19 protein-coding genes are annotated in these 26,475 nt (G+C 71.0%); 10 read left to right on the forward strand and 9 right to left on the reverse strand.

The window, feature by feature from the left end; genetic code table 11:
* Positions 1–14: 14 nt before the first annotated feature.
* Positions 15–2,882, reverse strand: coding sequence for a lamin tail domain-containing protein (locus Q9R08_RS14195; protein WP_308868751.1), 2,868 nt, complete (start codon positions 2,880–2,882; stop codon positions 15–17).
* A 233-nt stretch (positions 2,883–3,115) separates the two neighbouring features.
* Between Q9R08_RS14195 and Q9R08_RS14200 the strand changes: the two genes are divergently transcribed.
* Positions 3,116–3,754 (forward strand): TetR/AcrR family transcriptional regulator, encoded by a 639-nt coding sequence (locus tag Q9R08_RS14200; protein WP_308868752.1) that lies wholly within the window; start codon positions 3,116–3,118, stop codon positions 3,752–3,754.
* Positions 3,751–5,307: a carboxylesterase/lipase family protein gene (locus Q9R08_RS14205; RefSeq protein WP_308868753.1), complete on the forward strand. Its 1,557-nt coding sequence runs from the start codon at positions 3,751–3,753 to the stop codon at positions 5,305–5,307. Before Q9R08_RS14200 ends, Q9R08_RS14205 begins: the two co-directional genes overlap by 4 nt.
* A 106-nt stretch (positions 5,308–5,413) precedes the next feature.
* Here Q9R08_RS14205 and Q9R08_RS14210 read toward each other — a convergent pair whose 3' ends face one another.
* From Q9R08_RS14210 to Q9R08_RS14235, 6 genes are all read right to left on the reverse strand, one after another.
* On the reverse strand, positions 5,414–6,400 hold the full coding sequence (locus Q9R08_RS14210) for an LLM class F420-dependent oxidoreductase (RefSeq protein WP_308868754.1): 987 nt from the start codon (positions 6,398–6,400) through the stop codon (positions 5,414–5,416).
* A 172-nt stretch (positions 6,401–6,572) separates the two neighbouring features.
* Positions 6,573–7,661, reverse strand: a complete 1,089-nt coding sequence (locus Q9R08_RS14215) for a DNA-methyltransferase (protein ID WP_418001355.1) — start codon at positions 7,659–7,661, stop codon at positions 6,573–6,575.
* A 13-nt stretch (positions 7,662–7,674) separates the two neighbouring features.
* On the reverse strand, positions 7,675–8,724 hold the full coding sequence (locus tag Q9R08_RS14220; protein ID WP_308868755.1) for a lipoate--protein ligase family protein: 1,050 nt from the start codon (positions 8,722–8,724) through the stop codon (positions 7,675–7,677).
* A 107-nt stretch (positions 8,725–8,831) separates the two neighbouring features.
* Entirely contained in the window at positions 8,832–9,158 is a 327-nt protein-coding gene (locus Q9R08_RS14225; protein ID WP_308868756.1) for a hypothetical protein, read from the reverse strand.
* 184 nt (positions 9,159–9,342) lie between these two features.
* Positions 9,343–10,950, reverse strand: a complete 1,608-nt coding sequence (locus tag Q9R08_RS14230) for a glycoside hydrolase family 6 protein (protein ID WP_308868757.1) — start codon at positions 10,948–10,950, stop codon at positions 9,343–9,345.
* A 187-nt stretch (positions 10,951–11,137) separates the two neighbouring features.
* A complete protein-coding gene (locus Q9R08_RS14235) occupies positions 11,138–11,989 on the reverse strand; it encodes an alpha/beta hydrolase (RefSeq protein WP_308868758.1) in 852 nt (283 codons plus the stop codon).
* A 105-nt stretch (positions 11,990–12,094) separates the two neighbouring features.
* Between Q9R08_RS14235 and Q9R08_RS14240 the strand changes: the two genes are divergently transcribed.
* Positions 12,095–12,568, forward strand: a complete 474-nt coding sequence (locus Q9R08_RS14240) for a MarR family winged helix-turn-helix transcriptional regulator (protein WP_308868759.1) — start codon at positions 12,095–12,097, stop codon at positions 12,566–12,568.
* Entirely contained in the window at positions 12,565–13,926 is a 1,362-nt protein-coding gene (locus Q9R08_RS14245) for an MFS transporter (RefSeq protein WP_308868760.1), read from the forward strand. Before Q9R08_RS14240 ends, Q9R08_RS14245 begins: the two co-directional genes overlap by 4 nt.
* 47 nt (positions 13,927–13,973) lie before the next feature.
* Here the strand turns inward: Q9R08_RS14245 and Q9R08_RS14250 are convergent, their stop codons facing one another.
* Together Q9R08_RS14250 and Q9R08_RS14255 are read right to left on the reverse strand one after the other, a co-directional pair.
* On the reverse strand, positions 13,974–16,421 hold the full coding sequence (locus tag Q9R08_RS14250) for a glycoside hydrolase family 2 TIM barrel-domain containing protein (protein ID WP_308868761.1): 2,448 nt from the start codon (positions 16,419–16,421) through the stop codon (positions 13,974–13,976).
* Positions 16,418–17,185 carry a TetR/AcrR family transcriptional regulator gene (locus tag Q9R08_RS14255; protein WP_308868762.1) on the reverse strand — a complete coding sequence of 256 codons (768 nt, stop codon included), beginning with the start codon at positions 17,183–17,185 and terminating at the stop codon, positions 16,418–16,420. Before Q9R08_RS14255 ends, Q9R08_RS14250 begins: the two co-directional genes overlap by 4 nt.
* A 196-nt stretch (positions 17,186–17,381) precedes the next feature.
* Between Q9R08_RS14255 and Q9R08_RS14260 the strand changes: the two genes are divergently transcribed.
* The 6 genes from Q9R08_RS14260 to Q9R08_RS14285 all read left to right on the forward strand — a co-directional run bounded on the left by Q9R08_RS14260 (position 17,382) and on the right by Q9R08_RS14285 (position 26,458).
* The gene (locus tag Q9R08_RS14260) at positions 17,382–18,911 is read left to right on the forward strand and encodes an ABC transporter substrate-binding protein (RefSeq protein ID WP_308868763.1); all 1,530 of its coding nucleotides are present in this window, start codon (positions 17,382–17,384) and stop codon (positions 18,909–18,911) included.
* A gap of 63 nt (positions 18,912–18,974) precedes the next feature.
* Positions 18,975–19,916: an ABC transporter permease gene (locus Q9R08_RS14265; protein WP_308868764.1), complete on the forward strand. Its 942-nt coding sequence runs from the start codon at positions 18,975–18,977 to the stop codon at positions 19,914–19,916.
* Positions 19,913–21,790, forward strand: coding sequence for a dipeptide/oligopeptide/nickel ABC transporter permease/ATP-binding protein (locus Q9R08_RS14270; RefSeq protein WP_308868765.1), 1,878 nt, complete (start codon positions 19,913–19,915; stop codon positions 21,788–21,790). Before Q9R08_RS14265 ends, Q9R08_RS14270 begins: the two co-directional genes overlap by 4 nt.
* Positions 21,787–22,650: an ATP-binding cassette domain-containing protein gene (locus Q9R08_RS14275; RefSeq protein ID WP_308868766.1), complete on the forward strand. Its 864-nt coding sequence runs from the start codon at positions 21,787–21,789 to the stop codon at positions 22,648–22,650. Before Q9R08_RS14270 ends, Q9R08_RS14275 begins: the two co-directional genes overlap by 4 nt.
* A gap of 89 nt (positions 22,651–22,739) precedes the next feature.
* Positions 22,740–25,169 carry a beta-glucosidase gene (locus Q9R08_RS14280; RefSeq protein ID WP_308868767.1) on the forward strand — a complete coding sequence of 810 codons (2,430 nt, stop codon included), beginning with the start codon at positions 22,740–22,742 and terminating at the stop codon, positions 25,167–25,169.
* A gap of 158 nt (positions 25,170–25,327) precedes the next feature.
* Positions 25,328–26,458, forward strand: a complete 1,131-nt coding sequence (locus Q9R08_RS14285; protein WP_308868768.1) for a serine hydrolase domain-containing protein — start codon at positions 25,328–25,330, stop codon at positions 26,456–26,458.
* Positions 26,459–26,475 lie beyond the last annotated feature (17 nt).

Consider the following 26,475-nt stretch of genomic DNA (forward strand, 5'->3'; position numbering starts at 1 on the left):
TCGTCGTTCCCGCGTCAGGCGTGAGCGCGGCGCCGTCGCAGCACGACCGCGAGAGCGCCGGCGGCGATGAGAGCGGCGGCGAGCCCGGCGGTGGCCGCCAGTCCTGCGCCGTCGGCACCTGTGGCGGCCAGCGGTCCGGTCACGGTCACTTCGGTCCAGCCGACCACGTTGCCGTCGGCATCCAGCACGACCAGCCGATGCTCGCCCGGAGAGACCCCGGCGGGGAGGGTCACCGTCACCGTGCCCGCCGCGCTCACCACGTGGGCGCCGAGCGAGATCGGAGTGGAGTGCAGCCAGACCCACACCGTGTCGCCGGTGTACTGCGTGCCGACGAAGAGCGTCACCGTCTGCCCCGCCGCGGCCGACGCCGGCGCATCGACCGACCCGCGCGTGGCGTCGGTGAGCTGGCCGTCGGCAGCCGGCCCCGGGGTCGCCGGAGTGCTCGGCGTCGGGGTCGGCGTCGGCTCTCCCGGTCCGCCCGGCTCGCCCGGGCCGCCCGTCTGCGGGCACGGGAGCGTGCCGGCGCGCAGCGAGTGCCCGTCGGTGTCACCGTCGTCGGCCCACACGACCCGCTGGAAGCCGTCCGCGCACGTGGACACCGGGGCGACGGCCATTCCCTCGTTGTTGAGATTGGGCATCCCGGCGGGGCGGGCGAAGGAGTGCGCCACCTCGAAGTCTCCGTCGACGACCTCGAGGAGGTTGTAGACGCCGCCGCAGCTGTCGTCGCACAGCGCCCACAGAACACCGCGATCCGCGTCGTAGGCGACGTCCATCGACCACGGGAGGCCGGAGCTCTCGACCTTCACCTCGACGGGGGCTGCGCCGGCGGCGAGGGAGAAGAAGTGCAGCGCCCCGGTGGCCTCCACCGCGGTCACGAACAGCCCGGGAGTGGCGAAGTCCGAGGCCGTGTACGCGACGCCGCCGACCTCGAAGCCGGACGCGACCAGGAACGCATCGGGCACATAGGTGATGCCTTCGAGTCCCAGGTTGGTGCCGGTCGTGACGAACTCGTTCACATCCCACTCATGCGTGGCGACGAGCTCGGTGGTCGCCGTGGTCACGGCGCTCACGTCGAAACGGGCGACCTTGTTCGACGATGTGTCCTTCGCGCGCCCGTTGTCGCGCTCCGAGGTGATGTAGACCGCGCCATCGGGGGCGACTGTGACGCCCTCGGAGTCCAGCTCGCCGCCGCCGTCGGCGAAGCGGAGCGGGATGCCGCCGGCCCACTCGGGGAACGACTGGTAGACGCCGTCCACCGCGTGCATCTTGAACAGGCGACCCTTGTTCATCACGACCCACAGGATGCTCGGATCGGCGGGGTCGAACGCCGCTCCCGACACGTCGCCCTCGTCGTTGGCGTCGAGATCGGTGAAGGCATCGGCCGCGTCGGCGACCGACACCGTCGCGGCGCCCGGCCAGGTCTCGGTGCTCAGGCCCGGGCAGGCGTTGGCGGTGCCCCACGTCGCGGTCGGCGTCTCGACGTACGAGACGGTTCCGAACAGGTCGCAGCGGCTGTACGACGCGATGCCGTCCTCGTACCAGGTGTACGCGACCACACTGGCGCCGTCGTCCGCGCGGCGGAGGGTGAGCGAGTCGGCACTGTCGAGCCCGGCGATCTCGTCCGCGACGTAGAACGCCCCGGCCGTCAGCGCAGTGCCGGCGGGGACGGTGTGCACCACGGCGTCCTGCGAGTCCTGCAGCTCCCAGCCCGAGATGTCCACCGGCCCCGACCCGGTGTTGAGCAGCTCGGCCTTTCCATCGACGTTGGAGACCTCGTTCAGGACGACCGGCGTGTCCAGCCGGCGGGACTTCGTCGCGCACGACGCGGTGTTGTCCTGACCGAAGCTGTTCTGCGTCACGCGCCAGAACTCGTCCGACGAGTCGGGGCAGGCCGCGAAGGCACGCGCATCGGAGTCGTACGAGTCCGACACACCGGCATCCCCGTCGCCGTACGCCTGCTCGTCGACGAGCTGGCGAGTCGCCGCGTCAGCGCCCGGGCCGTAGATCTTCACGGCATCGCCCTCTCCCGACAGGCCCTTCTTCGAGGAGAACGCGACGTACCCGCCGGCGGGGACGATCCATGAGCCGGACGGTTCGAGCGAGTCGCCGTCCCAGGTCCTGAGATCCGCCAGGGTCAGCGGCGCAGCGCCTGTGGCCGCACCGCTGTCGGTCTGGTACCAGCCTTCGATGCTGACGCCGTGCGAACCGGTGTTGACCAGCTCGACCGCGTCGCCGAAGCCCGGGTTGCCCGGATCGTCGTCGTTGAGAGAGGCGATCTCATTGATCTCGATGTCGTCCCAGTTCGGGTCGAGCGGCGGCGCCGGCGGCGGCGTCACGGTGCAGACGTTGGCGGCGCCCGGGGTGGGCGTGGTCGGCTGGAAGGCGCCCGCACCGTCGGCGCAGCGGCCCCACGAGGTGGCGTGGGTGCCGGCCGGCCACGTGGTGGTGTCGACGAGGGTCGTCGCGTCGGGGAGGTAAAGGTTCGCCTCGTCGCCCTTGCCGAGCCCGGCCGCGGTGTAGTCGAGTTTCACGAAGCCGCCCGGCTGGAGGGTGGTCCCGGCCGCGATCGCCTGAAGATGCGAGGCGTCGGTGAGGCGGGCGTTGTCGGCGAGCAGCCAGCCCGAGAGGTCGACCGCGCCGGTGCCGATGTTGGTGAGCTCGATCCAGTCGGCGGGATCCGAGTTGACCTCGTTGATCAGGATCGCCGCGCCGGCGGTCATCGACTCGGACCCCACGGCGGCGGTCTCTGTCGCGTTCGCGATGGGAGGCGAGGCGGCGAAAGCAGCCGGTGCCACGAGGACCGGAACGGCCGCGAGCGATGCCACGGCCGCGACGGCGACGAGGGCGCGCACACGCGCGCGGGAAGACGGACGAGATCGCATCGGCGGTCACCTTCGACGAGGGGGGGTTCGGGTTCGGCCCAGCGTCTCGACGGTGTGCGAAGGGCGGGTGAACGCGCGGTGTCGTCGAACCGAACGCGCAGCCACCGGATGGTGGGCGCCGCGCGCGGACGGCGGATGCCTCCGGCATCGTGCCGGCACGCCGGCGAGCGCTCGTCAACACCTCACGTCATTTGGTTGTGAGAAATCAAGCGATATTCGGGTTTACTTCTCCTATGAGCGAGAGCGGCACCGGACGACGCGGCTCCTACGCCAAGGGCGTCGCGAAGCGGGAGGAGATCCTGACGCGCGCGCTCGACGTCATCGCCCGGGAGGGCTATCGCGGCGCATCGGTCAAGGAACTGGCGGATGCCGTCGGCCTCAGCCAGGCCGGACTCCTGCACTACTTCGACAGCAAGGAGGAGCTCTTCACCGAGATCCTCCGCAAGCGCGACGAGATCGACTCCATCGATCATGGCCTGGGCGTCGATCTCGAGCGCGGTCTGCCTCGACCCGAGGATGCCGAGCTGCTCGATGTCCGCGCGGGCTACCTCGGCGTCATCAGCCACAACGCCGACGTCCCGGGCCTGGTGAACCTCTTCGCCCGGCTCTCCGTCGACGCGGCCGATCCAGCGCACCCCGCACACCAGTTCTTCCTCCACCGCGGCGAGAATCTGCGGGGCTTGTTCGCGTCCGCGATCGCCGCCCAGCAAGCCGCCGGGAAGCTCGATGACCGCATCGACCCGGATACCCTCGCCCGCATCCTCCAGGCGGTCGCGGACGGCATGCAGGTGCAGTGGATGCTGGAGCCCGACGTAGACATGGCCGCCATCGTCGGCGCGCTGTTCGACCTGCTCACCCCGGAGAAGCCATGACACCCACACCTCCGCCGGCTGCCGCCGGCGCGTCGCCCGCAGTCGCCGAGTCCGCCGATTCAGACACGGCGACGACGCGCTACGCGGAAGCCGAGACCGTCGCCGGACGCGTGCGGGGCCTCTGGCGCGGGGAGCCCGGAGCCGGCGGATCGGCGGCGTTCCTCGGCATCCCGTTCGCGAAGCCGCCCGTCGGGGCGCTGCGATTCGAGGAACCCGTACCTCCGGAGTCGTGGGAGGGTGTGCGGGACGCGCTCGAGTTCGGGGCGACCGCCCAGCGCGGCGACCCGGGGATCACTCTCATCCCGGAGCCGTCCGTGCCCGGTGACGCGACGCTCAACGTCAACGTGTTCACGCCCGTTCCGGGGATCGCGGATGCCGCGCTCCCGGTGCTCGTCTGGATCCACGGCGGGGGCTACGTCACCGGGTCGCCGGCGAGCCCCTGGTACGACGGCCGGGCGTTCAACCGCGACGGCGTCGTCACCGTGACGATCTCCTACCGCCTCGGCTTCGACGGGTTCGGGCACATCGACGGCGCACCGTCGAACCGTGGGGTGCGGGACTGGCTCGCTGCACTGCAGTGGGTGCAGGACAACATCGCGAACTTCGGCGGCGATCCGTCGCGCGTCACGATCGCGGGGCAGTCCGCCGGCGGCGGAGCGGTGCTCCGGCTGCTCGCGATGCCCGCCGCGCAGCACCTGTTCCACTCCGTGTGGGCGCTGTCGGGCGCCCTGGCCGATGTCTCATCGGAGCGTGCCCGTACCGCGTCGGCGCGGCTCGCCCGGCTCGCTGGCGTCGCGCCGACCCGCGATGGCTTCGCCTCCGTGCCGGAGGACACGTTGCACGCGCTCCAGTCGAAGGCGGTCGAGCCCGAGTCGGGCGACCGGCTCGCGGGCGTGCGGGGGCTGCTCGACGACGGGCTGTCCTGGGGCCCGGAGATCGACGGCGACCTCATCCTCGAGCCGACGGTCGGCGCACTGCGCTCCGGAGTCGGCAGCGACAAGCCGCTCATCCTCGGCACGACGGATGACGAGTTCACGATGGTGCTCGATTCGGCGCAACGCAAGCTCCGCATCGTCCCGGCAGGCCTCGCCCTCGCGAAGCTCCACGTACCGCGGGAGCGCCGACGCGCCTATCTCGCCGACAACGCGGCACAGCGTCGCAAGGGGACGGCGGCGGTCCTCGGCCGTTACGTCACCGACGTGGTCTTCCGCTCGACGGTCGTGAGGGTCGCCGCCGCGCGGGGAACCGCCCCCACGTGGGTCTACCGCTTCTCGTGGCCGTCGCCCACGCGGCGGTGGGCGCTCCACTGCCTGGACGTGCCGTTCTGGTTCGACTGCCTCGATGAGCCCCACGTGGCCGCGATCGCCGGTGACGCTCCGCCGCGACGGCTCGCCGCCGCGATCCACGGCGCCGCGGTCGCGCTCGTCCGCGGCGACGACCCCGGGTGGCGCCCCTGGTCGGCCGCACCCGGGACGACACGGGTGTTCGGTGGCGCGGCATCCGCTCCGGATGTCGTCGCCGACGGCTACCGCAGCGTGCGTGCCCTCGTCTGACCCGACGACGGCGCCTCAGTGCGCACGAACTCCGCAGAATTGCGCGAATCTCGCGGAGTTCGAGCCGATCGCTGCGTATCCGGCGTGATTCTGCGGAGTTGATGGGTCAGGCGAGGGCGCTGACCACCTCGCGCTCGAACAGCTCGACGCCCGAGAGGTCGTAGGCGGCCTCGGGGAAGTAGTGGATGGCGTACCCGATGCCGTGGCGCTCGCGCTCGGCGAGGCGCTCGACGACCTGCTCCACTGCGCCGAAGGCGGGCGAGGTCACGTAGTCGTGCTCGATCTGGTCGGCGCGCTCCTGTCCGACGAACGGGAGCAGGCGCGCCTTCACGGCCGCGAGGCGGTCGTGCGCCTCGGCCTCGGTCGCGCCGACGATCGTGTTGAAGTTCGAGCTGCGGGTGATCTCCGAGAAGTCGCGACCGAGCGCGTCGCAGTGCTCGCGCAGGATCGCGCTCTTGCGGTCGATGTCATCGAGCGAGCCGGCGAAGTTCGTGTACGACGCGTACTTCGCCGCGATCTTCAGCGTCACCTTCTCGCCACCGCCGGCGACCCAGAGCGGGATGCCGCCGTCCTGCAGGGGCAGCGGCTGCACGATGGCACCGTCGACCTGGTAGTGCTTCCCGTCGAGCGTGGCACGGCCGGTGGTCCAGGCCTGCTGCATGATGTCGACGCCTTCGCGCAGCATCCGCAGTCGCTCCGGCACAGGCGGGAAGCCGTAGCCGTACGCCTCCCACTCGTGCTCGTACCAGCCGCCGCCGATGCCCATCTCGGTGCGTCCCCCCGACACGATGTCGACGGTGGCGGCGACCTTCGCGAGGTAGGCGGGAATGCGGTAGCCCATGCACGTGCACATCTGGCCGAGACGGATGCGGTCGGTCGATGCCGCGAACGCCGCCATCAGCGTCCACGCCTCGTGCGTCGCCTCCTCGCTCGGCACGGGGGTGGTGTGGAAGTGGTCGTAGACCCACAGCGACTCCCACGCGCCCGCGTCGGCCCGCTGCGCCAGTCCGTTCATCACCTCCCAGTGCTCAGAGGGGTCGATGCCGACCAGATCGAATCGCCAGCCTTGGGGGATGAAGGTACCGAAGCGCATGCGCATCAGCCTATGGGGAGGACGGATGCCTCTGCCCGGCCCCGCGGACCCCTCGTCGCCGGAGCCGCGAAAGGGTATATTTCCGCCCCGCCGCTCGCGCTTGCAGGAACCGCGAAAGGGCGCGCCCGTGCGGAGATCTACCCTTCCGCGGTTCTGGGGCGGGTTCGGGGGGTCACGGCGCCGGAAGGACGCGGGCGTGCGGCATCCGTTCCCGCATGACGGCGATCGCCTCGGGGTTGTGATCGACGAGGACGGCGTCGCGGCCGAGCGCCGAGGCCACCGCACCCGTGGTGCCGCTCCCCGCGAAGAAGTCGAGCACCCGGTCACCCGGGCGCGACGAGGCCTGCACGATCCGACGAAGGATCCCCTCAGGCTTCTGCGTCGGGTACCCGGTCTTCTCGCGCCCGGTCGTCGGCACGATGGTGTGCCACCACACGTCCGTGGGGAGCTTGCCGCGCTCGGCCTTCTCGGGCGTGACCAGCCCCGGCGCCATATAGGGCTCGCGGTCCACGGCATCCGAGTCGAACCAGTACGCCTTCGGATCCTTGACGTACACGAGGATCGTGTCGTGCTTGGTCGGCCAGCGCTTGCGGGTCTTGGCGCCGTAGTCGTAGGCCCAGATGAGCTCGTTGAGGAACCGCTCCCGCCCGACGAGCGCGTCCATCAGCACCTTGGCGTAGTGCGCCTCGCGGTAGTCGAGGTGAAGGTACAGCGTGCCGTCATCGGCGAGCAGACGCCAGGCCTCGAGCAGCCGCGGCTCGAGGAAGCCCCAGTAGTCGTCGAACCGGTCGTCGTAGGCCCGCAGATCGCCGCGGATGCGCTCGTACTCGCGACCGTGGAACCCGCGCCGCACGACTCCGGCGGCGTCCGCCCCGCGGGTCCCGCGGGCACGGTCCGCCCCGCCGACCCCGCGAGACGACACCGGGTCGCCGAGACCATGGGAACCGCCCATCGTCTCGTCCACCCGTTGTTCTCTCACCGAGAGGGAGCCGGCGCGAGCGTCGGACGATGCGGCGGGGGACGGATGCCGCGACCGGGCGGTCTCGATCGAGCGCTCCTGCGGGCGGCCGGTGTTGAACGGCGGGTCGAGGTAGATCAGCGTGAACGAGGCGTCGGGCAGCCGGCGGATGACCTCGAGGTTGTCGCCCTCGTGGATTTCGACGGACCCGGTGGCTGCCGCCGAAGCGGGCGCCGGGGTGGAGCCGGGGGCCGCTGCGCGGCCGCGGGGCGCGGCATCCGTTCCTCCCGCAGCCGAGCTCACGCGCCCCGGCCCGTCACGGGACCCGGCGCAACCACGCGTCGGTCGCGAACTTGGACTCCACGAGCGCCTCGGCCTCGGCGTACTCGTCGTCGGTGATATGACCGGGGACGGCGCCGTAGAGGTTCGAGAACGTCTCCTCGAGCTTGGCGATGATGGCCTCGCGCGGAAGGCCGGTCTGGCGGCGCAGCGGGTCCACGCGCTTGGCCGCCGACGTCGTGCCCTTGTCGCTGAGCTTCTCACGGCCGATGCGCAGGACCTCGGTCATGACCTCGCCGTCCATGTCGTAACTGAGGGTCGCGTGGTGCAGCACTCCCCCGTTGGCGAGGCGCTTCTGCGCTGCTCCGCCGATCTTGCCCTGCGGCGAGGCGATGTCGTTGAGCGGCTGGTACGTGGCGTCGATGCCGAGAGCACGCAGCGCCTGCAGCACCCAGTCGTCGAGGAAGGCGTAGGAATCCGCGAACGTCAGCCCGGCGACCAGCGATGCCGGCACGTACAGCGAGTACGTGACGATCGAGTTGGCGCCCATCAGCATCGCGCCGCCACCGGAGATGCGGCGCACGACGTCGAAGCCGTGCTTGGCGGCGCCGTCGGGGTCGACCTCGTTGCGCAGGGACTGGAACGAGCCGATCACGACCGCGTTCTCGTCCCACTCCCAGATGCGCAGCGTGGGACGCCGCCGGCCGTCGCCGACACGGCCGGTGAGCACCTCGTCGAGGGCGAGGTTCATGCGCGGTGAGACCGGCTTGTCGTGGACGATCTCCCAGTCGAAGTCGCGCCAGCCGGGCGCGGTGACGAGGGCCCGGCGCACCGCAGTGCCGACCGCCTCCGGCGTGAAGCCCAGCAGCTGCGCGCCGCTCGGGAGCGCCGACCGCACGGCGGCGGCGATGGCGGCGACATCCGCCTCGATCGGCAGTCCGTTCACCGCGGCGTCGATGTCGTCGAGCGCGTCATCCGGCTCGAGGAAGAAGTCGCCCGCGAGGTGGAAGTCCGCGATGCGGCCGTCGCGCTCCTCGAGGTCGACGACGACGAGCTTTCCGCCGGGGACCTTGTATTCGCCGTGCATGCGTTCAGCCTATTGCCCGGCCCGTGGGTCCAGCCGGGCCGGGCACCCGGCCGGCGGAGGTCGCGGGGCGGCCGGGCGCCGCCCGAAGGCGACGCCCGGCCGCCGGATCAGTTGATGCCGGGGATGACGAGCCAGCGGTTGACGAGCACGATCCACAGCGCGATGACGGCGAGCGCCGCGATCGCGATGCCGACGCCCTGGCGCCCCCGGACGATGAGCCCGACGACGATGACGATCAGGGTCGCGATGGCCAGCACCAGCGCCCCGAACGGGATGCCGGGGAGGAACAGCGACAGGATGAACAGTGCGGCGACGACGATCTCGATGATGCCGACGAGGGTGTTGCCCTTGCCGCGGACGCGCAGGATGCCGTCGACGAGGGCGAGCACGCCGCCGACGAGCGCGATGAGCAGGAGCCAGCTGAGGATGATCAAGGCGGGGGGAACCTTTCGCGAGGGATGCCCCGGCGGGTGCCGGGGCGCGGTCAGCCTATCGACGCGCAGAACCGCGACCGCGAAACGACCGGGGTCTGGACTCGGCGCCCGCGCGACTGGTAAGAGGCGGCGGCGGGGAGGCGAGCATCCGTCACCGCCGCCTCTTACGGGGTCGACACGCCCACTACGACGTGCAGGCGAGTCCGTCGAGAAGGAACTGCCACGGCGTGCTGGCGGCGCCCTTCGCGTGGATCACCGTGTCGGGCGCATTGCCCGCCTTCTTGGTCGCGCCGCTGACGGTGACGATGCCGTCGTCCTGAACGACGACGGCGCGCGTCGCCTTCGTCACGGTTTGCCCCTCCGGGACGGCGAACGCGAGCGTCCAGCGGTCGGCTACGGCACCCGAGAGGCGCACGGTCGCCGAGAACGAGCTTTCAGCGGGGTCGGCGACCCACGCGACGTGGCAGTCCAGCGGGGCGATCGGCGGATCCGCGAGAGCGATGAGCTCGCGCGCCTGCTCCACGAACCACTGCCCTGCCGCGGGGTCCTCGATGCCGCGCTCCGGGTCGAGCGGGCCGGCGGTTCCGCGGTAGCACTTGCCGTCGGACTCCCCCGGGACCTTGATCCACAGGTACGCGTCGACCAGCGGCACGTCGGTCGTCGTGTCAGGACGAAGGCCCAGGCCGCGGTCCGGCGGGTTGCACCAGTCCTCGTTCGCGGGGTAGGCGCCCACCGGGTACTGCCACGGGCCGAGCCCGTTGCGGCTGGTGTCGATCACGAAGTGCGTGGTCGCCTCGACGCCGCCGAGGATGAGCTCGTAGCGCGAGTCGACCCCGCTCGTGTTCAGTGCCGGGTCGGCGGCATCCGCACTCCACTCGCTGTACTGCGATATGGCGACGCCGGTCCAGTCGTTCGCCGGGCCGCCGTTCCAGTACTGGTTGCCGCATGAGCCGAAGTCGCCCGGGTTCACCTCGGTGACGTACGCGAGACACTGCGAGATCCAGGTGCCGAAGGCGGTGGAGTTGGCGGTGAACTGGTAGTTCGACGCGTTGAGGAAGAAGCCGTCCGCATCCTGCACGCCACCCTTGATCAGGCGGTCGGAGATCTCGCCGACGTTCAGCCAGCTCGCGCCGGTCCCATCGAGATAGACGGATGCCGCCGGCAGCGCCCCGATCGCGTCCACAGCGTGGTTGAGCTGGGCGAAGCGCTCGGCCGCGGCGGTATCCGCCGGCACCTCGGCGGGCTGGCACCACTCGTGCTGGCCGTCGAGCGTGACGTAGTGCGGGATGATGCCGAGCCCGTCGGGCTCGAGGATCACGGTGGCCGCCCGGTCGCCGATGCCGGCCGCGAATCCGTCGATCCAGGCCGCATACGCCGCGGTGTCGGCCGCTCCTCCCGCCGAGTACTGCGCGCAGTCGCGGAACGGCAGGTTGTACGCGACGAGCACGGGCATGCGCCCCTGCGCGGCCGCGGCCGTGACGACGTCGTCCACTGCCGCCTCCACCTCGGCGGGCGTCCCCGAGGTGAACCAGTCGGCGGAGGCGATCGAGCCCAGCAGCTGGGCGTCGTCCCGCGCCTGGCCAGTGAGCGACTGCGCCGCCTCGAGGGTGGTGCTCCACGGGTTGACGTAGAGCTCGGAGCCGACGAGCCCGGAGTCGGCGTCCACCTCCTCCGCGGCGGCGGCGCCGGTGCTCAACGGGACGGCCAGGCCGATCGCGAGCGCAGCTACGGCACCCAAGGCCAGGATGCGCCCTCGCGAGCGCAGGCGAAGGCGGGCGGGATGAGGGGTCATGGAATTCTCCTGGGTCGTCATCGACCGCCGGGCGTCCTCGCCCGGGGAGTGGCACCGCGCGAACGGCGACCCTCGGCGGCCTCAGCGCCGCGGGGTGTGGGAGCGCTCCCACGGTGATCACTGCGGCCAGGATGGCGCATCCGGCGAGCGGCGTCAACGGCTCGGCGCCGCGACCCAGGGGCGACGATCAGTCTCGGGCGGGCATTCGCTGGTCGAGCCAGGCGAGGAGGTCGGCGCGGACGTCCTGCTGCACGAGCTCGTTGAAGATCTCGTGGCGGGCACCCGGGTAGACGAGCGTCGTCACGTCGGTGAATCCGGAGCGCGTGCGGTACGCGTCGGCCAGCCGGTGCACGCTGCGCGGGCCACCGACGGTGTCGTCCCTGCCGACCATGAGGAGCGTCGGGATGTCGCGGCCGAGGTTCTTGCGCGGGAGACCGTACATGCGAAGGGAGTCCAGCACCCCGATGAGCTTGATCGGGTCTTCACTGGTGGTGAGGGGATCGTCCAGGAAGGCCCGCCCCACCGACAGATCGCTCGAGAGCCACTCGGTGCCCATCGCATCGGGACCGTCCCAGGGCTTGTTCAGTCCACTCGTGCGGATCGCACCCGGCATGCGCAGTGCCGAGCCGGTCAGGATCAGTCCGTCGTACGCCTCGGGATGCGCGTTCACCAGCATCTGGGCGAGCACGGAGCCGCCGGAGTGGCCCAGCAGCACGAGCGGCAGGTCGGCGTTCTCGGCGCGGATCTGCTCGGTGAACTTCCACATGGCGCCGAGCGCTGCCCGCAGGCCGCCGGGTCCCAGGTGGCCGAGGAGGGCGACGTCTCCGCCGTGCTGGGTCATGCCGGTGCGACCGTGGCCGCGATGGTCGGCCGCCCACACCGCGTAGCCGTGCGCGGTGAGAGCTTCGATCAGCACGGCGTACCGTCCCGCGTGCTCGCCGACGCCGTGCAGCAGCTGCACGACCGCCCGCGCTTCGGTCTTCGCCGGATGGACGTCGAAGAAGATCGTGATGCCGTGCGCATCGATGAACTCGGGCATGCGCAGAAGTCTAGGTGCGGGACGCCGACGCATCGCGCACGAACCCGGGAGGCGGCATCCGGCGACTTTCTTTAGCAAAGCTAATGAGCTATGCTAAGTAATCGCATGAGCAGCAACGTGATCCCCATCCCTGAGACCGGCAGCGACCCGGGCGACCAGCCCGACCTCTCCTCCGCGGCTTCGCGGCTGCGCATCGCGACGTTCCGCCTCGCCCGCCGAATGCGCACGCAGCGCGCGGTCGACTCGATGAGCGATGGGCAGTTCGCGGTGCTCGCGGCGCTCCGCGTGCACGGCGCCCACACCCTCGGCGAGCTCGCCGAGCGCGAGCGCGTGTCGGCTCCGTCGATGAACCGCACCGTCAACTGCCTGCAGGAGTCGGGCTACATCTCGCGCGCGGCCGACGAGAGCGATGGTCGCAAGGTGGTCATCTCGCTCACGCCCGAGGGCGAGGCCGTCGTCGAAGAGACGGCGCGGCGCCGCGACGCCTGGGTGGAGTCCTCGCTGGCCGAGCTGACGGCGCAAGAGCGCGAGACACTCGCCGCCGCCGCCGAGATCATGGCCCGGATGGTCGCCCGATGAGCGCGATGTTCCGGTCGTTCTCGGCCTTCAACTACCGCGTCTGGTTCATCGGTGCCCTGGTGTCGAACATCGGCGCCTGGATGCAGTCGACGGCGATCAGCTGGGTCGTGCTCACGGAGCTCACCGAGAACGACGCCGCGGCGATGGGCGTCACGATGGCCCTGCAGTTCGCCCCGCCGCTGCTCCTCGTAGGCGTGACGGGTCTGGTCGCGGACCGCTTCGACCGCCGCAAGCTGCTGCTCGTCACCCAGAGCATGCTCCTCCTGCTCGGCGTCGCCATCGGTGTGCTGATCTTCGCCGGCGCGATGACCCTGCCGATCATGTACGGCTTCGCGCTGGCACTGGGCGTAGTCGCCGCGTTCGACAACCCGGCACGCCAGGCGTTCGTCTCCGACCTCGTCGCGCGCGAGAACGCCTCGAACGCGGTCGCGCTCAACGCCGCGTCGTTCAACGGCGCCCGCATGATCGGCCCCGCCGTCGCGGGCATCGTGATCGTCGCCATCGGCACGGGCTGGGTGTTCGTGGCGAACGCGGTCACCTTCCTCGCGATGCTGGCGGCCCTGTTGCTGATCCGCACCCACGAGCTGGTGCCGCGCGTCAAGGCGCCGCAGTCGTCGCGCCTCGCGGACGGCTTCCGTTACGTCGGCGGGCGACCGGATCTCATCGTCACGTTCGCCATGGTGTTCCTCATCGGCGCGTTCGGCATGAACTTCCCGATCCTCGCGTCGACCATGGCGGTCGAGTTCGACAAGGAGGCCGACGGATTCGGCCTGCTCAGCTCGATCCTGGCGATCGGCTCGGTCGCCGGGGCACTGCTGGCGGCCCGTCGCGATCGGGCCCGGCTGCGCGTGCTCATCGTCGGCACCGCGATGTTCGGGGTCGCGGCGCTGGTGTCGGCGTTCATGCCGACGTACTGGCTGTACGCCGTCACGCTGATGTTCACCGGGTTCGCGGTCGTCACGATGATGACCACGGCGAACGGGTATGTGCAGACCACGACCGACCCGGTGCTGCGTGGTCGCGTGCTGGCGCTGTACATGGCGATCCTCATGGGCGGCACCCCGATCGGCGCGCCGATCGTCGGCTGGGTCGCGGCCGAGTTCGGTCCGCGCAGCGCGATCCTCGTGGGCGCCGTCGCCGCCTTCGTCGCCTTCGCGATCGGCGCGACGTGGCTGCTGGTCTCGGGCCGGCTGCATCGCCACGAGCGCAAGCGGTTCCGCCTCACGCTCGACGAGACGCGTCCGCTCAAGGTCGTCGCTCCCGAGGAGTTCAGCGACGAGGTGGCCGGCACGACCCCCATCCCGCTGTCCCGCGACGACGACGATGAGCTCCCGGCGCGCACGCGCGCCGCGAGCTGACCCGCTGCCCGCGCACGTCTGATGCGCGGAAGGTAGGAAGCAGGACGTCAGGGGGACGCGGGACCTGCGATGGTGAGTGACGCGACGGCAGGCACGAGGCCGTCGGCGGACACCGTCACCGTCGCCGCGCCTCGCCCGGTCGGCCGGACGATCGCGAGCGCGCGGCCCTCGAAGGTCGTGACGGACGGACCGGCGAAGGACTCCTCGGTGCGGATGCGGCCGGTGCCGAGTCCCACGAGCTCGGCATCGCCCTCGACCGTCACCGTGACCAGGCGGTCGGCATCCGAGGCGACCACGCCCTCGGCATCGGCCAGCGCGATGGCCACGAAGCCGAGCCCTTCGGCGGTGATCTCGGGCCGCTCGGCGGATGCCGTGAGCCCCGGCTCTCCGGCGGTGCGCACCGCGGTGCGACCGATCTCCTGGCCGCCGCTGCGGGCGATCGCGACGAGCTCGCCGGGCCGGTACTCGGTCTCGAACCGTGCGCGGAACGCCTTCTCCGCCCCCACTGTCGCCACGCCCAGCGAGACGCCGTCGCGGAGCAGCTCGACCTCCTCGGCCGGCGCATAGACGTCGACCGTGACGGGGGCGCCGGGCTCGGCATCCCACGTCCACGATGACGCCGAGTCGTCCCACGACCACGGCGTCGTCGCGGTCGGGCGGCCGTGGTGCCGTGGCGGGTGCACCGTCAGATACGGCTCTGTTCGCAGCCCGAACACGATCTCGCGGTAGAACGAGACCGGGCGGCGGTGCCCGGTGATGTCGATGTCGCCGCAGCCGGCGAGCAGGTGCGGGTACGGCCCCGCCGTGCCGGTCGGCTCGTAGCCCGGCTCGTCGGTGTAGTCGACGCGGCCGATGCCGGCCTCGCCGAGATAGTCCCATCCGGTCCACGTGAAGTCGCCGATGACGTGGTCGAGGCGCTCGACGAGCTCCCACATCTTCTCGATGCGCGACGGGAAGGTCTCGGATCCGACGATGACACGATTCGGGAACAGCTCGCGATCGAGCTCGTAGCGCGACTCGGCGTAGTTGAAGCCGACGACGTCGAGCACCGCCGCCGATTCCTCGGTCGACTTCGTCACCAGCTCCGACGCGTTGGCTGCGGCCATCATGTCGCCCATCGTCGCCATCATCGTGTTCGGGTCGGAGGCGTCGGCGCCGGCTGCGTCGCCGGGCGCGGCATCCGCCCCCAGACGGTCGAGGTTGGCGATGATGCCGTTGATCCCGTTCGTCACCAGGCGGGTGTCGTCGCGGTCGCGGATCGCCTCGGCCAGCCGCCGGCTCCACGCCGATCCGGCCGGCGTGGCGAGCTCGAGGATCTCATTCCCGATCGAGTACATGATGACGCTCGGGTGGTTCAGGTCCTTGGCGACGAGGGCGTCGACGTCGTGACGCCACCGTGCGGCGAAGCCGGGAGCCGCATCGAACGCGACCTTCGAGCGGGTCCACGTGTCGGTCAGCTCGTCCATCACGAACACGCCGTGCCGGTCGCACGCGTTGAGCATCGCGCGGCTCATCGGGTTGTGGGCGCTCCGCAGCGCGTTGAACCCTGCCGCTTTGAGCAGCCGCACGCGCCGGTCCTCGGCGTCGGCGAATGTGGCGGCCCCGAGGGGCCCGCTGTCGTGGTGCACGCAGGCGCCGCGCAGCTTCACGGTCTCACCGTTGACGCGGAGCCCGCGCCGCGCATCGACCTGGAGGCGACGGATGCCGAAGGTCGCGGTGTCCGCGTCGATCACGCGTCCGTCCTCGTCGGCGAGGGTGGTCCGCACGTGGTGGAGCGACGGCGTGGTTTGGCTCCAGAGCGCCGGGTGGTCGACGGTGAGGCGCACGCGCGCCACGGCCTCGGAGTCGGGGAGCACCGTCACCGGCGCCGTCCCCGACGCAGCCTCGGAGCCGTTCGGCGCCGTCACCGCCCACATGAGGCGCAGCGTGCGGGTGTGCCGCGAGCCGTTGCGGACGGTCGTCGCGATGCTCGCGATCGCCCGGTCGGCGTCGATGTCGGGCGTCGTCACGCTCGTGCCGTCGAGCGGGATGTGCAGCGGATCGGCCACCACGAGGTGCACGGGCCGATAGATGCCGGCGCCGGAATACCACCGGCTGTCGCGGTGCGCGCGAGCCTCGACAGTGATGCGGTTCTGCTCCCCGTAGCGGAGGTAGGGGTCGAGCACGGCTTCGAACGCGTTGTATCCGTTGGGCTCGTGCACGACCGCGTCGCCGTTGAGGAAGACGACGGCGTCGCGGTAGACGCCCTCGAACTCGAGCCGCACGGTCTTGTCGCGCCACCCGTCCGGCACGTCGAACGACTTGGCGTACTCGAAGACTCCGCCGGGGACGTAGCCGGTGTGCACGCCCTGGTCGCTGTCGGCCGAGCGGGGCAGGTCGCGCACCGCGTCGTGCGGCAGGCGCACGGGGCGCGGCGCCGACTCGGGGGTCGGCGCCTCGAAGGCACCGAGCTTGGGGCCGACCGTCCAGCCATCGAGGAAAGGCTCGCGGATCATGCCTCTGCTCCCTCGGCCGCCGCGCCGGTCGCCGCGATCGCGGCGTCGCCTGGCTCGACGGCGTCGACGGATGCCGCCTCTGCCGAGCGGGCGTCGAGCACCTGCTCGAGGCCCGCGAGGTCGTAGCCCACGATCATGCTGCGGAACGCCTCGGCGAGCGCCTCCGCCATGTCGGTGGACCCGGGGTCGAGCAGCCACTGCACCTGGAGGCCGTCCATGAGGGCGATGGTGGCGACGGCGGCGCGGCCCGGGTCGACGCCCGGATTGAGGCGGCCCGCTTCGGCGACGCGGCGGAAAGACGCGGCGACGCTCTCGCGCACGGACTCGTAGCGGTTCACGAAGTAGGCATGGGCCGGGTGCGCCGGCGACGTCGCCTCGGCGGACAGCGTGCAGTACAGCTCGACGACCCCGGGGATCGACGCGTTGTGCTCGGCGAGCTTCACCAGTCCGCGGAGGGCCTCGATGCCGTCCGGCAGATCGAAGTCCACGAGCGCACGCGCCAGCGCATCACGGTGATCGAGCACGGCCATCAGCAGCGCGCTCTTGCTCCGGAAGTGGTGCAGAAGCCCCGCTTCGCTCATACCGACCCGCTCGGCTACCTCGCGCAGCGAGCCGGCGCGATAGCCGGACTCGGCGAACACCTCGAGGGCCGCGTCCAGGATCGCCGTGCGGGTCGCGGCGGACTTCGCGTACTCGCCGCGGGGCTTGCGCTTCCCCGTGGGAGCGGTCCCTTCGCGCGTCGCGGCAGAGGTCGTCTCGGTCATCGTCTCACCGTATCCCCGGGTCGTCTGGCGCACCTCCATCGGTGCCCGCCGAGGTCCTTCCCCTCCGTTGTATAACGAATTCCTAGTAGTCGCTAGCTTTTTGTGTCAAAAACCTAGCGCTCGCTCGATATTGCTGTTAGCGTCTCCCGGCAGTAGGCGATCCGCAGGGGCATCGCCACAGATGAAGGGACCAAGGATGTTCCGTTGGAAGGCCACAGCAGCCACCATCGCGATCGCCGCGATCGCCCTCACCGGCTGCGCCGGTGGCGGGGACGACTCCGGCACGAGCGACTCCGGCCGAGCCGACCGGCTCACCCTCACCGCCATCATCGGCCCGACGAGCTACGACATCGGTCAGGGCGCCGAGTACGGCAACCGCAGCCCGTTCTTCCAGGCGGTGTTCGACACGCTGCTGCAGAAGAACGGCGAGGGCGAGATCGAGCCCTGGCTCGCCACCGAGTGGGAGTACAACGAAGACAACACGGTGCTCACGCTGACGCTCCGCGACGACGTCGAGTTCACCGACGGCACCCCGCTCGACGCCGAGGCCGTCGTGGGCAGCCTCGAGCGCTTCCGCGACGGCACTGCTCCCCAGGCGGCGACCCTCGCCGGCAAGGAGTTCGCGGCCGTCGATGCGACCACCGTCACGATCACCCAGCCCGCGCCCGACCCGTCGCTGGTCAACCTCCTGTCGATCGCACCGGGACTCATCCAGGCGCCCTCCACGTTCGACGACCCCGACTCGGCCACCGAGCCGATCGGCTCCGGCCCCTACGTGCTCGACACCGCCGCCAGCGTCACCGGCACCACGTACGTCTACACGGCCAACCCGGACTACTGGAACCCTGACGTCGTCAAGTACGACAACCTGACGATCAACGTCATCGAAGACCCGACCGCCACCCTGAACGCCCTCAAGGCGGGCGAGGCCAACGGAGCGAAGATCGTGAACAACGACACGATCCCCGAGATCGAGGCATCCGGCTGGACGATCGAGGCCAACGAGCTCGACTTCCAGGGCCTGCTGCTGTTCGACCGCGCCGGCACGATGGCGCCCGAGCTGGCCGACGTCAACGTCCGCAGGGCGATCAACATGGCGTTCGACCGCGAGGCGCTCCTCGAGGCGCTCCAGGCGGGCTACGGCACCGTGACCGAGCAGGTCTTCCCGACCACGTCGGTCGGGTACGACGAGGCGCTCGACAGCACGTACGAGTACGACCCCGAGGGCGCCAAGGAACTCCTCGCCGAGGCCGGCTACCCCGACGGGTTCACGCTGAACATGATGTCGACCCCCGCCTTCCAGACCACGTTCGACCTCGTCGCGCAGCAGCTCTCCGACATCGGGATCACGGTGAACTACACCGACCCCGGCACGGGCAACTTCATCACCGACATGCTCGCGCCGAAGTACCCGGCGACGTGGATGGCGCTGGAGCAGAACCCGGACTGGCAGCTGATCAACTTCATGATCGCGCCCGAGGCGACGTTCAACCCGTTCCACTCGCAGGACCCGCAGGTGGACGAGTACATCAGCACCATCCAGAACGGCACGCAGGACGAGGCCGACCAGGCGACGAAGGATCTGAACGCCTGGATCGTCGAGAACGCCTGGTTCGCCCCGTTCTTCCGGGTGCAGGGCACCTACGCGGTCGACGCGAACACGGACCTCGAGTTCTGGCCGTCGAACGCCTACCCCTCGATCTTCGGATTCTCGCCGAAGAACTGAGTCCTCGCCCCGCCCGCGCGTCGCGCGCGGGCGGGGCGACACCACCCACGGGAAGCGACAGACATGCTTGCATTCATCCTCAGACGCCTGCTGTCCGGCGTCATCCTCATCGCGGTGATCTCCTTCCTCGCGTTCGTGCTCCTCTACGCCGCCGGGGGCGACATCCCCCGTCGCATCCTCGGAGAGAACGCGACCGCCGAGACCGTCGCCAAGAAGGCCGAGGAGCTGGGCCTCGACCGGCCACTGCTCACCCAGTACTTCGATTGGCTGACCTCGGCGTTCACCGGCGATCTCGGCCGCAGCTGGTTCAACGGAGAACTGGTCACGACCAGCGTCACCAATCGCGTCGCTGTGACGCTGTCGATCGTGATCGGAGCGACGGTGATCTCGGCGATCATCTCCGTCGTCGTGGGGGTTCTCGCCGCCCGGCGCGGCGGGGCCATCGACGGCACCGTCCAGGTGTTCTCGCTGATCGGCTTCGCGATCCCCGGCTTCCTCATCGCGCTCTTCCTGGTGCTCGTCTTCGCGATCAACCTCGGCTGGTTCAAGGCGACGGGGTACGTCCCGCTCACGACGTCGGTGCCCGGTTGGCTGTCATCGGTCACGCTGCCGATCATCGCCCTTTCGATCGGCGCGATCGCGACGGTCACCCAGCAGGTGCGCGGCTCGGTCATCGACGCCATGTCCCGCGACTACGTACGCACGCTCCGCTCCCGCGGGCTGAGCACGAACTCGGTGGTCTACCGTCACGTGCTCCGCAACGCCGGCGGCCCCGCCCTCGCGGTCCTCGCCGTGCAGTTCATCGGCCTTCTCGGCGGCGCGGTGATCGTGGAGCAGGTCTTCGCCATCCCCGGCATGGGCCAGCTCACCGTGCGGGCGACGACGCTCGGCGACATCCCTGTCGTCATGGCCCTGGTGATCGTCTTCGCGATCATCGTCGTCGTCGTCAACCTCCTCATCGACCTCGCCCAAGCGGCGCTGAACCCGAAGGTGCGACTGTCATGACCGCTGTCGACGTTCCCCTCGACGTCCCCGTCGCGCCGGTGCGCGTGGCGCTCTGGCGACGTCTCGTGCGGCGGCCCCTGGGGCTCGCCTCGCTCCTCTTCCTCGCGTTCGTGGCGGTCATCGCGATCATCGGACCGTGGATCGCCCCGCAGGACCCCAACTACGCCGACATCCGCAACGTGCTGGCGCCACCCAGCGCCGAGCACATCCTCGGCACCGACGGCAGCGGCCGCGACGTGCTGTCGCGACTGCTGGTGGCGACGCAGATCAGCGTCACGGCGGCACTCCTCGCCCTCGTCGTCGCCGTCGTCCTGGGCGTGACCAGCGGCCTCATCGCGGGCTACTACCAGGGCTGGTTCAACAGCACGGCGACATGGGTGACCGAGCTGAACATGGCGCTGCCCGGCATCGTCGTGCTGCTGGCGGCCCGGGCGGTGCTGGGCCCGTCGGTGTGGATCTCGATGTTCATCTTCGGCATCCTGCTCGCCCCGGCCTTCTACCGCCTGGTGTACGCCTCCGTCACCGCGGTGCGCTCGGAGCTGTACGTCGACGCCGCACGCGTCTCAGGGCTCAGCGACACCCGCATCATCGGTCGCCATGTGCTGTCGGTCGTGCGCGCGCCCATCATCATCCAGGGCGCGATCATCGCGGGCATCGCCATCGCGATCCAGTCCGGGCTGGAGTTCCTGGGCCTCGGCGACATCGGCGTCCCCACGTGGGGCCAGATGCTCAACGACGGGTTCAAGAACATCTACAAGGAGCCCATCCTGATGCTCTGGCCGTCGCTCGCGATCGGCCTCACGTGCATCGCGCTGACGCTCCTGGCCAACGTCATGCGCGATGAGCTGGAGCGCACCGTGTCGGTGCGGCGCAAGCGTCGTCGCGCCGTCGCGACCGCGACCGGCTCGATCGCCGCCGTCACCACCTCGCTCTCGACCGGTGGCGGAGACGTCGTCGACCTCGACGAGCCGCCGGTCTTCGAGAGCTCCGGGGTCATCCGCCACCAGGACGACGTGCGCAGCAAGGCGACCGAGAAGGTGCTCGAGGTCCGTGACCTCCGAGTCGGCTACGACCAGCCGGACGGCTCGCACGTCGAGGTCGTCCACGGCGTCTCGCTCGACATCCGCAAAGGCGAGGTCCACGGCCTCATCGGGGAGTCGGGCTCGGGCAAGACGCAGACGGCGTTCGCCGTCCTGGGCCTGCTCCCCCGCGGCGGTCACGTGACCGCCGGCTCGATCCTGTACGAGGGCACCGAGCTCGCCGGCGGCGACGAGCGCGCGTACGCCGGCGTCCGCGGCCAGCGCATCGGCTATATCCCGCAGGAGCCGATGTCGAACCTCGACCCCGCGTTCACGATCGGCAGCCAGCTGGTCGAGCCGCTGCGCAAGAACCTCGGGCTCTCGAAGAAGGCCGCGACCGACCGCTCGCTCGAGCTGCTGGCGCGGGTCGGCATCCCGAACCCGAAACGCACGTTCGACGCGTACCCGTTCGAGGTCTCGGGCGGCATGGCGCAGCGTGTGCTCATCGCCGGCGCGGTCTCGACCGACCCCGACCTGATCATCGCTGACGAGCCGACCACGGCCCTCGATGTGACGGTGCAGGCCGAGGTGCTCGAGCTGCTGCGCGATCTGCAGGCCGAGCGGCACATGGCCATGCTGCTGGTGACGCACAACTTCGGCGTCGTGGCCGACCTCTGCGACCGGGTCACGGTCATGCAGAGCGGCCTGTTCGTCGAGCAGGGACCCGTGCGCGCCATCTTCAACGACGCGCAGCACCCCTACACGCGGGCGCTGCTGGATGCGATCCTCGACGAGGGTCCCGCCCGCGGCCCGCTCGTCACCGTCCCGTCGACCGAGAAGGGAGCACGAGCATGAGCACTCCGACGCCGCAGACGCCGCTGCTCGACATCAAGGACCTCGTCGTCGAGTACCCGGGCAAGGGCTTCCGCGCCCAGCCGTTCCGGGCGCTCAAGGGCGTCTCGCTCGACATCCTGCCGGGCGAGACCGTGGGTCTGGTCGGCGAGTCGGGATCGGGCAAGACCACGCTGGGCCGTGCCGCGCTCGGCCTCGCACCCGTCACCGAGGGCTCGATCCAGTACGAGGGCAAGGAGATCGCCCACCTGAAACGGCAGGAGCGCCGCACGCTCAGCTCCGAGATCCAGGTCGTGTTCCAGGACCCGTACTCGTCGCTGAACCCGTCGATGACGATCGAGCAGATCCTCACCGAGCCGCTGACCGCTGCCGGCGTCGCCGGCAAGGAGGCGAAGGCGCGTGTGCACGATCTGCTCGACCAGGTGGGCCTGCCCGCCGACGCACGTGGACGCCTGCCGCGCGAGTTCTCGGGCGGCCAGCGCCAGCGCGTCGCGATCGCGCGGGCTCTCGCCCTGCGACCGCGCCTCATCGTGTGCGACGAGCCCGTGTCGGCGCTGGATCTCTCGACCCAGGCGCGCGTGCTCGACCTGTTCATCGACATCCAGGACCGCACCGGCGTGGCCTACCTGTTCGTGACGCACGACCTCGCGGTGGTGCGCCACATCAGCCACCGGGTCGCCGTGATGTACCGCGGCGAGATCGTCGAGTCGGGCGACGGCGAGCGCGTCACCTCGCAGCCCGAGCACCCGTACACGCAGCGGCTGTTCATGGCCGCGCCGGTGCCCGACCCCGACAAGCAGGAGGAGCGTCGCATCGCCCGGCGCGCCCTGCTCGCCTCCGAGGCGGCCGCCGGCGCCGTCTGACGACTCGGATGCCGCAGCCCGGCCCGGCCCGTGGGTGGCGGGCTGCGGCATCCGTCCTCTTGACCCTTCTCCAGAAAGAACCTCCCCCGATGACCGACATCGCCACGCACCCCGACGCGGTGCGCCACCTCGTGCCCCTGCTCGAGCGCCTGACCCTCGAGCAGAAGGCGGCGCTCGTGCAGGGCGCCGACTTCTGGACCACCGTCCCGCTTCCCGAGATCGGGCTGCGCGCGATGACGCTGTCGGACGGTCCTGCGGGCGTCCGCGGTCCGCGCTGGGACGAGCGCGAGCCGTCGCTGAACCTTCCGTCGGGGTCGGCGCTGGCCGCGTCGTGGGACGTCGACCTGGCGTACCGGTACGGGGCGGCCGCGGCATCCGAAGCCCGGCGCAAGAACGTCGACGTCGTGCTCGGACCGACGATCAACCTCCACCGCTCGCCGCTCGGCGGCCGCCACTTCGAGTGCTTCAGCGAAGACCCGGAACTCAGCGCCGCGCTCGCCGCCGCGTACGTGCGCGGCCTGCAGGACAACGGGGTCGCGGCCACGCCCAAGCACTACGTCGCCAACGACTCCGAGACCGACCGCTTCACCGTCGACGTCCGCGTCGACGAGCGGGCGCTGCGCGAGCTCTACCTCGTGCCGTTCGAACGCGCCGTCGAGGCCGGCGCCTGGACCCTCATGAGCGCCTACAACGCCGTCGACGGCGTCACGATGACCGAGAACGACCTGCTCGAGACGCCGCTCAACTCCGAGTGGGGCTTCGACGGCGTGGTCATCAGCGACTGGACCGCGGTGCGCTCGCTCGACGCGGTGCCCGCCGCGCAGGACCTCGCTATGCCCGGTCCCGCCCCCGCGTGGGCGGACCTCGTCTCGGCGGTCCGCGACGGGCGCCTCAATGAGGCCGACCTCGACCGCAAGGTGCTGCGCCTGCTGCTGCTCGCGGAGCGGGTCGGCGCGCTCGGCGACGCCGCCCCGGTGGAGCCCGCGCCACTGGACGGGCCCGCGTTCGCGCGCGCCGCCGCGATCGAAGGCACCGTGCTGCTGAGCAACGAGGGCGTGCTGCCCTTGGATGCCGCCTCGCTCGGTCGTGTCGCGGTCATCGGCCAGAACGCGCGCGAGGCACGGACCCAGGGCGGCGGCAGCGCCACGGTGATCCCCGAGGCGGTCGTCTCGCCGCTCGACGCGATCCGCGCCGCGGTGCCGGGCGCCGAGGTGCGGTACGAGATCGGCGCGGTGGTGCAGGAGGGCGTCGCCGAGATCCCGCTCGCGCAGCTGCGCAACCCGGCCACCGGCGAGGCGGGCATGCGCGTCGCGTTCTTCGACGCCGACGGCACCGAGCTCTTCGCCGAGAACCGCCGCTCGACCGCCCTGGTGTGGTTCGGCGGCGACGCTCCCATCGCGGCGAGCGCGACCGTCGTGTTCGAGACGCTGTACACCCCCGCCGAGACCGGCGACATCGAGCTGGGCTTCGCCGGCGCGAACCCGGGCCGGCTGTTCGTCGACGAGCGCCTCGTGCTCGACGACGCGCCCGTCATCGAGGGCTCCGACCTCGGCGCCGCGTTCCTCAACCCGCCGTCCATCACAGCGACGGTCGCCGTGGAGGCCGGCCGCGAGACGGCCGTGCGCGTGGAGTTCACCCGCGCAGCCGCCGGAGCGCTGTCGGGCGCGCTCAGCGCGACGCTCGGCATCGCCCCTGAGCGCACCGATCCCGAGGAGCTCATCGCGCGCGCCGTGGCGGAGGCCGCGGCATCCGATGTCGCGATCGTCGTCGTGGGCACCAACGCGAAGGTCGAGTCGGAGGGCTACGACCGCACCAGCCTCGACCTGCCCGGCCACCAGGACGACCTGGTGCGCGCGGTCGCCGCAACCGGGACCCCGACGGTGGTCGTGGTCAACGCCGGTTCGCCGGTCGTCCTGCCGTGGGCCGGCGAGGTCGCCGCGATCGTGCAGGGCTACTTCGGCGGGCAGGAGTTCGGCCACGCCGTCGCCGACGTGCTGACCGGCGCGGCCGAGCCCGGCGGGCGCCTGCCCACCACCTGGCCCGCTGCCCTCGCTGACGTTCCGATCACCGAAGTGGTGCCCACCGACGGTCGCCTCGACTACCGCGAGGGCCTGCACATCGGCTACCGCGCATGGCTGAAGGCGGATGCCGAGCCGGCGTTCCCGTTCGGCCACGGCCTCGGCTACACGACGTGGTCGTGGGGTACCGCGCAGCGGGTGGGCGACGCCGTCGAGGTGACGCTCGCGAACACCGGCGACCGCGCCGGCAAGCAGATCGTGCAGGTCTACGCCGAGCGCGCCGAATCCGCGGTCGAGCGCCCCGAGCGCTGGCTCGTGGGATTCGCGACGGTGCAGGCCCGTCCCGGCGAGACCGTGACCGCCGCCATCCGGGTGCCCTCACGACGCCTCGCGCACTGGGCCGGCGAATGGGTCGTCGAGCCGGGCGACTTCACCCTGCGCGCCGGTGCCTCGGTCGCCGACCTCCCGCTTACCGTGAACTGGACGGTCGCGGCGCGCTAGACGTCGGGCGGCATCCGAAGTTCGCAGAATCGCGCGAAACTCGGAGCGTCTCGCCGGACCCCTGCGAACTACGCGAGATTCTGCGAAGTTCGTACGCGGATGCCGCGCCCGGCCGCTGCCCACACCCGCAGACCCGCTTCACCGACGAGAGGACCGCGATGCACGACGTCACCACCGAGAACCTGCAGGGACGCGCCGACGGGCGCCTGGACGAGATCGTCGCGCGCCTCGACGGCTTCCTCGCTGCCGACCCCGATCTCTCCTTCCAGGTCGCGGCGTTCCACCGCGGTGACCCCGTCCTCGACGCGTGGGGCGGGCCGCACCTGGTCGAGGACTCCGTCATGGTGCCCTACTCGGTCACGAAGAACACGATCGGGCTGTCCATCGGCCTCCTGGTCGAGCGGGGCGAGCTGGACCTCGATGAGCGCGTCGCCCACTACTGGCCGGAGTTCGCCGCGAAGGGCAAGGGCCGCGTCACTGTGCGGCAGCTGCTCTCGCACCAGGCGGGTCTGCCGCAGGCGACGCCGCCGCTGACGTGGGCGGAGCTGCTCGACGACCACGCCGCCGCCGACCGGCTCGCCGAGACGTGGGCGTTCTGGCAGCCGGGGAGCGCGTTCGGCTATCACGCCGTGACGATCGGCAACCTCGGCTCGGAGCTCGTGTACCGGGTCACCGGTCGCACGCTGCACGAGTTCTACGAGCAGGAGATCCGCGCGCCGTACGGCATCGACTTCTATCTGGGGCTTCCGCCCGCGCACGAGGCGCGCCGCGTCCCGGTGCTGCCGATGATCCGGCCGGTCTCCGACAAGACGGAGATGCAGCCGACCGCGCTCGGCCTGCACACCTGGGTCACCCCCGGCCCTCCCGTCGATCTCGCCAACGAGGAGGTGAGCTGGCGCTACGGCCATCCGGCGGGTTCGGGCACCGGCACCGCGCGCGGTCTCGCCCGCCTCTTCGCCGCCGCGACGACGGGGGTGGAGGGTGCGGCCCCGTTCCTCTCGGCCGACACCGTGGCGCAGATCGGCCAGCAGCAGGTGCACGGCTTCGACGAGGTGCTGGGCCTCCCCGACCGGGCGCACGCGATCATCTTCCAGAAGTCGACGGCGACGGTCCCCTTCGGCGGGCCGCGCGCCTTCGGTCACGACGGGGCGATGGGCGCGCTCGCCTGCGTCGATCCCGACAGCGGCCTCGCCTTCGCCTGGACCATCGCGCGCGGCGCATGGCCGGGCGGCGCGGACCCCCGGGCCGTCGCGCTCGCCCGCGAGCTCGGCGTCCTGCTCTCGTCCTGAACCCGCCCCGCCCGCCC

It is taken from the genome of Microbacterium psychrotolerans, from assembly GCF_031085295.1.
Lineage (GTDB): Bacteria > Actinomycetota > Actinomycetes > Actinomycetales > Microbacteriaceae > Microbacterium > Microbacterium psychrotolerans.